Source organism: Amycolatopsis sp. NPDC089917 (assembly GCF_040684635.1).
In the GTDB taxonomy this organism is placed as follows: Bacteria; Actinomycetota; Actinomycetes; order Mycobacteriales; family Pseudonocardiaceae; genus Amycolatopsis.
Map to the genome: position 1 here is coordinate 33,305 of NZ_JBFBGL010000068.1, position 8,657 is coordinate 41,961.

Sequence of the window (8,657 nt, forward strand, 5' to 3'; positions counted from 1 at the left end):
GGCGGCCCCCCCCCCTTTTAAAACTTATAACTCCGTTTTTTGTGGTTTTGGGGGTTCTAACCCGAATCGCCACTCACGAGGCTCCACCTCACGCCGCCGCCCCAGTTCCCGTCTTTCGACCCCTTGGGAGGCACTGTCATGCCCGGATTCGGTTACTTCGACAGGAGAACGGCCTTGCGGGGAGGCGCGGCAGCGGCCGCTTCCGTGGCTCTCACGACAGCTCTCGCGAGCCCTTCATCAGCCCAGCCCGCGTCCTCGGCTCCGGCGGGGACGCGTTCCATCGTCACCGGCTACCGCGAGCTGCAGACCGGGATCGACCGGCCGTCGGCGGAACGCACCGCCGCGCTGGCGAACCTGGACCGGGTCGCGAAGTCCTATCACGACAGCATGACGGTCGGCGGCGGTCCACTGTGGAAGGACCTCCCGCTAGGCCCGGGCAGCGACTTCACGACGTCGATGTACGCCCGGCTCCGCGCGATCACGGTCAACTGGGGCACCCCGGGCGGCGCGCTGGCGGGCGATCCGGCCGTGCTCGGCCGGATCAAAGCGGCGCTGGAACTGTTGTACAGCAGCGATCAGTACAGCGAGAAGACCGCCGAGATCGGCAACTGGTACACCTACGAGATCGGCATCCCGCTCTATCTGCTGCACATCCTGGCGACCGTCGCCGACGAGCTGACCCAGGACGAACTCGCCAAATACCTCAAGCCGGTGCTGAAGTTCTCGGGCGATCCGAACCGCCGCACGAACAACCCGAGCGTCGTCGAGACCGGCGCCAACCGCGCGGACAAGTCGACGATCTCCATCGTCTCCGGCGCGATGCTCGGCGACGCCGACCGGATCAAACGCGGCGTCGGGGCGTTCACCGACGTCGAAGGCGGGGGAGCGGCGAGCGTCATCGCCAAGCTCCATCGGGCCGCCGGCGACGGTTTCCACACCGACGGCTCCTTCCTGCAGCACGATTCGGTGCCGTATCCCGGCCACTACGGGATCATCCTGCTCACCGCCGTCGCGTCCGCCATCCACGTCACCAAGGGCACCGAGTTCGAATTGCCCGCCGACGTCCGCGATGCGGCGTACGCGCTGGTCTCCGGCACGTTCGCGCCGTTCGTGTACGCGGGTGCGCTGATGGAGCCGGTCCGCGGCCGGTTCCTTTCCCGGCAGGGGGAATCCGCGCACGACATCGGGCATCAGCTCACCGGGGCCGTCGTGCTGCTGGCGCGGTCGGCGAGCGGTGAACGCAAGGAAGAACTCGGCCGCCTCGCCGCGAAGTGGATCACCGAGGACACCTTCGCGCCCTACCTGAAGATCCCCGACCCCGAGCGGTTCGCGCCGGGCCCCGACCTCGTCGGCATCCCGGGGATCGAGTTCGCGCAGGACTTGCTGGCGACCGGGATCCGCCCGGCGCCCACGGTCGCGACGCACCGCGTGTTCGGGCAGCAGGACCGCATGGTGCACATCAGCGAAGGCTGGTCGGTCTCGCTCGGCGTCGCCTCGACGCGGATCTCGCGGTACGAGTCGATCAACTCGATGAATCTGCACGGCTGGCACGTCGGCGACGGTGCGCTGTACCTGTTCCTGCCCAAGGCGAAGGGCCACTTCACCGACGCCTACTGGCCGACCGTCGATCCGCAGCTGCTGCCGGGCACCACCACGAAGAGCGGCCCGACCCCGAAGCTGGAACAGGTCCCGCTGACCAGCAAGGACCACTGCGGCGGCGTTCGCTGGGACGCGCGGCACGGCGCGCACGCCCTCGACTTCGTGTCGCAGGACGGCACGCTGACCGCGAAGAAGTCGTGGTTCTTCACCCCGTCGGGCGTGGTGTGCCTCGGCGCCGGGATCACCGATTCCTCCGGCGAGCGGATCCGGACCACGATCGAGAACCGCAACCTCGGCGAGAACGGCTCGGGTGTCCTGCTCGCCGACGGCCACCTCGTCGGCGGCTCGGAATCCTTGCGGCGCAAGCGATGGCTGCACCTGGAGAAGGTCGGCGGGTACGTCCTGCTCGCCGACGCCGATGTGACCGCGCTGCGTGAGGACCGGACAGGGACCTGGCGCGACGTCGACAAGGGCGCCAACACCAAGGGCACCACGGTGCCGTACACCCGGCGCTACCAAAAGCTGGTGATCGAGCACGGGGCCAACCCCTCGGACGCGAGCTACGCCTACGCCGTCCTGCCCGCCGCGTCGGTGCTGGAGACGGTCGCCTCGGCCTGGTCGTGGCGCGTGCGGTCCAACACCGCGATCGTGCAGGCCGTCCGGCTGTGGAACGCGACGCTGCTCGCGAACTTCTTCGGCGCCGGTTCGGTCGACGAGGTGTCGGTGTCCGGACCGGCGTCGGTGGCGCTGGGACGGACCGGGAACGGCTGGCAGCTGGCCGTTTCGGATCCGACGCAGAGTCAGGACGTCCTGCGCGTGACCGTCCGGCGGAAGACCGTCGAGGTTCCGGTGAAGGACACTTTCGGCGCGACTCAGATCGTCCGCGTTTAGCCGGCTGAGTGCGGACCATTTAGGTCACGTTCTGGCCTGAATGGTCCGTACGGTCGCCGCATGACCGACATCGAGCAGTTCCGCATCGACATCCCGCAGTCCGATCTGGACGACCTGACCGACCGGCTGGCCGGCACCCGCTGGCCGTCGGCGCTGCCCGGTGCCGAGTGGAGCCGGGGCGTCCCGGTCGCCTACCTCAAGGACCTGGCCGAGTACTGGCGGGACGGCTTCGACTGGCGCGCGTGGGAGAAGCAGCTCAACGAGTTTCCGCAGTACACCACCGAGATCGACGGTCAGCGCGTGCACTTCCTGCATGTCCGGTCGCCCGAACCGGACGCGATCCCGCTGATCATGACGCACAGCTGGCCGAACTCGATCGCCGAATTCCTGAACGTCCTGGGACCGCTCACCGACCCGCGGGCTCACGGGCTCGACCCGTCGCGCGCCTTCCACGTCGTCGCGCCGTCCTTGCCGGGCTTCGGTTTCTCGCCGTTCCCCGAACCGGCCGACGAGCGGCCGTGGGACATCGCGCGGGTGGCGCGGACGTGGGCCGAACTGATGAGCCGCCTCGGCTACGAACGCTATGGCGCGCACGGGAACGACGCCGGCGCGCTCGTGACACCACAGCTGGCGGCGCTCGCGCCGGAGCACGTCATCGGCTCGCACATCACGTCCGGACTCGGTGTCCCGATGGGGTATCCGGCCGATTTCGAAGGACTCACCGAACAGGACCAGGCCGACCTGACCGGGCTGATGGAACGCTTCGCGGGCGGCAGCGGCTACGCGCCGTACCTGACGAACAGGCCGCAAACGCTGAGCGTCGGTTTCCTCGATTCGCCGGTCGCGCAGCTGGCCTACCTGGTCGAACGGTTCAAGGAGTTCGACGGCTGGCCCGAAGACGCGGCGCCTGCCGAGCCGATCGACCGCGACCTGCTGCTCACCAACGCGACGCTGTACTGGCTGACCGGGACCGGCGCCACGGCGCTGTGGCCGTACTACGAGGGCGCGGCGGCGATGCCGATCGACCAGACGGCGGTGCCGACCGGGGTCTCGCACGGCGGGCCGTCCGTGCTGCGCAGGATCGCGTCGCGCAAGAACGACATCGTGCGCTGGGCGGATCACGAGAGCCCCAGTCACATGGTCGCGATGGCGGTGCCGGACGACGTGGTGTCGGAACTCCGGGAATTCTTCGGAGATCTTCGGGAGCGTTGTTTCGTTACGGGACGATTCGCGGTGTAACAGCCTCAAGCGCGTGAGCGACTGGTTCGGCATGTCGGCATCGTGACGACGGACTCGGCAACGAATCGAGGGTGTGGTGAACGAAGTCTATTTCTGCGGGAAATGCCGGAGGCAGCAGCGGCCGGAGCAGGGTGAGAAATGCATCTTTTGCGGTCGCATCACGGTTTCGTGGTACACGGACCGCGAGGGGGAGGCCGAAGCGATGCGTCGCTGGGAACACTTGAACGGCCCGGCCTGACTTTCGACCCTCAGTGAGAACGGAGTTCCATGCAACTGATCGTGAAGCGGAATCAAGCCGACCGGCGCGGGGTTTTCGGCGGGCACAAGGGGGTCGACTTTTCCCTCTTCTTCAAGCTGGTCCTGTCGGCAGGCGAACTGAATCTCGTCCGGCGCTACAAGTTCGAAGACCAGCCCCTCGGGTGGTGGGCCTTCCAGGGCACGGAGGTGCCGATCACCTCCGTCGCCGAAGCCCTGGAGGGCAAGACGATGCAGTGGCCGAGTGTCGTGGAGCTGCTGGCGCGCGAAAACGAGATCAAGAGGGCGTGCCGGTCCCTGAAACTCCTCATCGAGGTGGCCGACAGCTTCGGCGGCGAGGAAGTGTTCGACATCGAAGCCGACGTCGTCGACGGGGACCAGTAGATTTTCGGAGATCTTCGGAAGTGATGTCGAGTGGTGGTCATCGGCTCCGACCCAGGGACGAAGCTAGAGTCGAAGTGACCCTGTGGAGGACCTGATGACCACCTCGTTCGAGACCGTGACCTCGGCCGACGGCACCCCGCTCGCGTTCGACCGGACCGGGGAGGGCGCGCCGGTGATCCTGGTCGGCGGCGCGTTCAACGACCGCACGACCGTCGCCGGTCTCGCCGCGACGCTGGCCCCGGGCTTCAGCGTGCTCGCCTACGACCGGCGCGGGCGGGGCGACAGCGGTCCGGGCGCGGTCTACTCGGTGGAACGCGAGGTCGAGGACCTCGCCGCGCTGATCGACCACGTGGGCGGTTCGGCCGCGGTCTTCGGGCACTCGTCGGGCGCCGTGCTGGGGCTGGAAGCGGCCGCGCGAGGCGTCGCCATGACCAGCCTCGCCGTGTACGAGCCGCCGTACGTCGTCGACGACAGCCGTCCCCGCCCGGGCGCGGACCTCTTCGACCGGGTCCGGGCACTGATCGCCGACGGCGACCGCGACGGCGCGGCGGAGCTCTTCCTGGTCGAGGGGACGGACACCCCGGCCGAGGTGGTCAAGGGGATGCGGGAAGACGCGTTCTGGGCCTGGTTCGCCGGACTCGCCCACACGCTGCCCTACGACCTCGCCCTGTGCGGTCCCGGCAACGTGCTGCCCGCCGACAGGCTGGCCAGGATCTCCGTGCCCACGCTGGTGATGGACGGCGGGGAGAGCGACGCCTGGATGCGGGCCGGCGCCCGCGCGGTCGCCGACACGATCCCCGGCGCCCGGCACGTCACCGTCGAGGGGCAGGACCACGGCGTCCTCCGCCAGCCGGACGTCCTGCGCGGTCTGCTCACCGAATTCCTCAGGTGACGACCTTCAGCGGTTCGGCGGGCAGGCCCATCGCGGCGTAGAGGTCCCGCGCGGCGCGCGTCTGCCCGATCCCGGCGAGAGCGCGGGCTTCCTGCAGCCGATAGCCGATCCTTCTCGCGGTTTCGAGCGCGAGGCGATGCTGCCGGAGCCCCGCCGTCGTCTCGCCGAGCGCGAGGCAGGCGGTGCCCAGGCTGTTGGCCGCCATGGCCAGCAGCAACGGATGGTTGAGCCGGGTGAGGATCTCGCACGCGCGTCCGGCCTGCTCCCGTGCCTCGCCGGGCCGGTGGGCGAGGAGGAGGGCGTCGGCGTGGTCGATCCGGCTCCACGCCTCGCCGAACAGGTAGCGGAGATCCCGCGAGGCGGCGGCCGACCATTCGATGACCTCGAACGCTTCCTCGAACCGGCCGAGCCGGGCCAGGACCAGGCCCAGCTGGGCCGAACACAGGATCCGGCCGCGAGGATCCGCGCGCAGCGCCACCGCCTTCCGGGCGGAGGCCAGCGCGTCGTCCAGCCTGCCGAGGACCTCCTGCGCGTTGCTGAGGTTGGTCCAGAGCGTGGCGGCGGCGGTCTCGTCCTCGATGGCGAGGCCGTCGCGGTAGAACCGGATCGCTTCGGGGTAGTGGCCGAGCATGCCGTGCAGGGCACCCGCCCTGGACAGCGCGATCGCTTCGGCCGCGCGGTCGCCGGACGCGCGAACGACGTCCAGGCGCTCCAGAGCGCAGTCGATTCCCTCGGTGAGCCGGCCGTTCTCCCAGAACGCCAGGGTGAGGCTCGCCAGGCTCAGCTGGATCGCGTGCGGGTCGCCGATCCGGCGGGCGGCGGCGATGCCGGTCCGCGCCACGGCGAGCAAATCGTCGAGATGCCCGCTCTCCCGGAGGTGCTCCGCGGTGCTCGCGGCTGTCCGCCAGGCGTGGTCGTCGCGGCCGATTTCGAGAGCATGGCGGGTGACCGCGATCAGGTTCGCCCGTTCCGTTTCGTACCAGCCCGAGTCACCGCCGTCCCGGTAGTGGTCGAGCAACCTGTGCACCGCCGGAGCCGATTCCTCGTCAGTCCCGGCGTTGCGGGCGTGCTCGGCGATCAGGTCGTGGAACGCGTACCGGCCCAGCGCGGGCTGCCTGAGCAGGTGGGCGTCGAGCAGGTCCTCCAGCAGGCGTTCGGCTTCCCGTTCGCCGGTATCCGCCAGCGCCGCCGCCGCGGGCACGCCGATGTCGGCGCCGGGATTCCGCCCCAGCAAACGGAACATGCGTTGCTGCGCGGTGTCGAGCTCTCGATAGGACAGTGCGAACGCCGCGGCGACGTCACGTCCGGCGACTTTCAGTTCGGCCAGCCTGTCGTGTTCGGAACCCAGCCGCTCGGCGAGCGTCTCCACGGTCCACTGTGGACGATTCTGCAGCCGGGCGGCCGCGATCCGGATCGCCAGCGGGAGATTCCCGCACAGCGCGGCCACTCCCGAGTCCGGCCGTCCCGACGCCGCCGCGAACAGAGCCCCCGCCTGTTCGTCCGGCAGGACTTCGAGACTGATCGACGCGGCGCCGTCGACGGCGGCCAGCCGTCGCCTGCTCGTGACGACGAGGGCGACCGTGGCCGAACCGGGCAGGAGCGGTCGTAGCTGTTCGGCGCTCACGGCGTTGTCGAGCACCACGAGCAAAGACCGGCCCGCCGTCCTGGTCCGCCACAGTTCGGCACGCCGGTCGACGCCGCGGGGAAGCCGGCTCGCCGGGATGTCGAGTTGTCCGAGCAGGGCTTCGAGCGCGGACTCCGGTGGAAGCGGTCCGCGGGCAGGGGAGTGGCCGTGCAAGTCCACGAACAGCTGCCCGTCGGGGAAATCGGCGGCGAGCCGGTGCGCGGCGTGGACGGCGAGCGAGGTCTTGCCGACCCCGGCCATGCCGTCGACGGCCACCGGTCTGCCGAGCCGGACGGCGTCGAGGAGGCGGCGGATCTCCTCCTCCCTGCCGGTGAAATCCGGGACGTCGTAGGGAAGGAAGCAGCGAACCTTGCCGTATTCCGGCTCGTCGCGAAGGATCCGTTCGTAGAGTTCGCGCAGCTTCGGACCGGGATCGATCCCGAGTTCCTCCACCAGCCTGGTCCGCGCCCGCCGGTAGACGTTCAGCGCGTCGGCCTGTCTGCCCTGCTGATGCAGTGCGCGCATGAGCAGCCCGGTGAACGCCTCGCGGAACGGGTGCTCGGCGACCAGGGCCGTCAGCTCCGCGACGGAATCCTCTCCGGCGGCGATCTCCCCGTCGAGACAGCGTTCCATAATGGACAGACGGCGCTCGTCGAGTTCGCCCGCCTCGCCGCGTAGGGCCGTGCTGTCCACACCGGACAGTGCCGGTCCGTGCCAGCATCCGAGCGCCTCGCGGAACTCGCCACGCGAGACGTGCTCCTCGAACGAATGCAGGTCGAAAAGGCCCGGATGCAGGACGAAACCGGGCCCCTCGGCGGTCAGGACGTCGTCGGCGGCTCCCGCGGCGACGAGAGCGCGCTTCAGGGCGGTTGTGAGGTTGCGGATCTGGCGGACGGCCGTGGCGGGCGGATCCTCGTCCCAGACGACGTCCACCAGGCGTGACACCGAGACGACGCGATCGGCGCCGAGCAGCAGTGCCGCCAGGATGCGCTCCTGCCGCGAACCGGCAAGCTTCAGCGGCCGCGCGCCACTCCGGCACTGCACCGGCCCCAGAATCCGGAACTCCATCGCACCCCCTCGCGTGAGGTTAACCGGCCCCGCGCCGGCACCGGTGCGGAAGTGATGCAGCTGTGATGCGCCGACCGGCGAACCTGCTGGTGGAAGCAGTACGGGACGTGATGAGGAGAACCCCATGCGCAAGCGGTATTACGCGGCGTTGGCCGGTCTGGTCGTGGCGGCGGCGGGAATCGGCGTGCCCGCCGCGGCGGCGAGCGGCCAGCAGGCCGAGAACGAACGGCAGGCCTGTCAGCGCGCGTTCGACCGCGCCGTCTGGGAGGACATGGACAGCTACAACAAACGCGATGAGGCCCGCTACCGCGCGATCATCCACCGGAACATGGTCACCGTCGGCCGCAAGGGCAACCTGATCATCGGCTACGAGGCCAACGTGGAGCCGGTGGTCGACGTGCAGTTCAAGCTTCCGTACGAGTGGAGCATGCCGTGGACGGTGACCCACACCGTCGTCGAGGACTGCAAGATGGGCTTCGCGCTCCTCGACGCCTACTACAAGGCGCCGTCGCAGAACGTCGACCGGCACTACACGATCAGCCTGACGCTGGTGCGTGAGCACGGCAAGTGGCAGGTCATCAAGGACACCGTGACCGACGTGCTGCCCTGACCCCGGGCCTGGGGAGTGGCGGAGGCCCGGGAGCGTGGGGGGAGGCGCACACAGGGGCGGGAACAAGACCCACCATAGGGGGGCGCCCACCCACC

The 8,657-nt window shown here is 69.5% G+C and carries 6 protein-coding genes; 5 read left to right on the plus strand and 1 reads right to left on the minus strand.

The window, feature by feature from the left end:
- Positions 1 to 138 precede the first annotated feature (138 nt).
- The 4 genes from AB0N89_RS34165 (at position 139) to AB0N89_RS34180 (ending at position 5,260) form a co-directional block, all read left to right on the plus strand.
- On the plus strand, positions 139 to 2,490 hold the full coding sequence (locus AB0N89_RS34165) for a polysaccharide lyase 8 family protein (RefSeq protein ID WP_364213512.1): 2,352 nt from the start codon (positions 139 to 141) through the stop codon (positions 2,488 to 2,490).
- A gap of 60 nt (positions 2,491 to 2,550) precedes the next feature.
- Positions 2,551 to 3,729 (plus strand): epoxide hydrolase family protein, encoded by a 1,179-nt coding sequence (locus AB0N89_RS34170; protein WP_364213515.1) that lies wholly within the window; start codon positions 2,551 to 2,553, stop codon positions 3,727 to 3,729.
- Between the two features lie 267 nt (positions 3,730 to 3,996).
- Positions 3,997 to 4,368, plus strand: a complete 372-nt coding sequence (locus AB0N89_RS34175) for a hypothetical protein (RefSeq protein ID WP_364213518.1) — start codon at positions 3,997 to 3,999, stop codon at positions 4,366 to 4,368.
- 94 nt (positions 4,369 to 4,462) lie between these two features.
- Positions 4,463 to 5,260 carry an alpha/beta hydrolase gene (locus AB0N89_RS34180; protein ID WP_364213521.1) on the plus strand — a complete coding sequence of 266 codons (798 nt, stop codon included), beginning with the start codon at positions 4,463 to 4,465 and terminating at the stop codon, positions 5,258 to 5,260.
- Here the strand turns inward: AB0N89_RS34180 and AB0N89_RS34185 are convergent.
- Positions 5,253 to 7,952, minus strand: coding sequence for a BTAD domain-containing putative transcriptional regulator (locus tag AB0N89_RS34185; protein WP_364213524.1), 2,700 nt, complete (start codon positions 7,950 to 7,952; stop codon positions 5,253 to 5,255). The two genes, AB0N89_RS34180 and AB0N89_RS34185, sit on opposite strands and share 8 nt — an antisense overlap.
- A 124-nt stretch (positions 7,953 to 8,076) precedes the next feature.
- On the opposite strand from AB0N89_RS34185, the gene AB0N89_RS34190 reads away from it, so the two are divergent.
- Entirely contained in the window at positions 8,077 to 8,562 is a 486-nt protein-coding gene (locus tag AB0N89_RS34190; RefSeq protein WP_364213527.1) for a hypothetical protein, read from the plus strand.
- The last annotated feature ends 95 nt before the right edge of the window (positions 8,563 to 8,657 follow it).

What these genes read in the sequence shown, in the direction of transcription:
- AB0N89_RS34165 (WP_364213512.1), top strand. Translation starts at nt 139, where the DNA reads ATGCCCGGATTCGGTTACTTCGACAGGAGAACGGCCTTGCGGGGAGGC.
- AB0N89_RS34170 (WP_364213515.1), top strand. Translation starts at nt 2,551, where the DNA reads ATGACCGACATCGAGCAGTTCCGCATCGACATCCCGCAGTCCGATCTG.
- AB0N89_RS34175 (WP_364213518.1), top strand. Translation starts at nt 3,997, where the DNA reads ATGCAACTGATCGTGAAGCGGAATCAAGCCGACCGGCGCGGGGTTTTC.
- AB0N89_RS34180 (WP_364213521.1), top strand. Translation starts at nt 4,463, where the DNA reads ATGACCACCTCGTTCGAGACCGTGACCTCGGCCGACGGCACCCCGCTC.
- AB0N89_RS34185 (WP_364213524.1), bottom strand. Translation starts at nt 7,952, where the DNA reads ATGGAGTTCCGGATTCTGGGGCCGGTGCAGTGCCGGAGTGGCGCGCGG.
- AB0N89_RS34190 (WP_364213527.1), top strand. Translation starts at nt 8,077, where the DNA reads ATGCGCAAGCGGTATTACGCGGCGTTGGCCGGTCTGGTCGTGGCGGCG.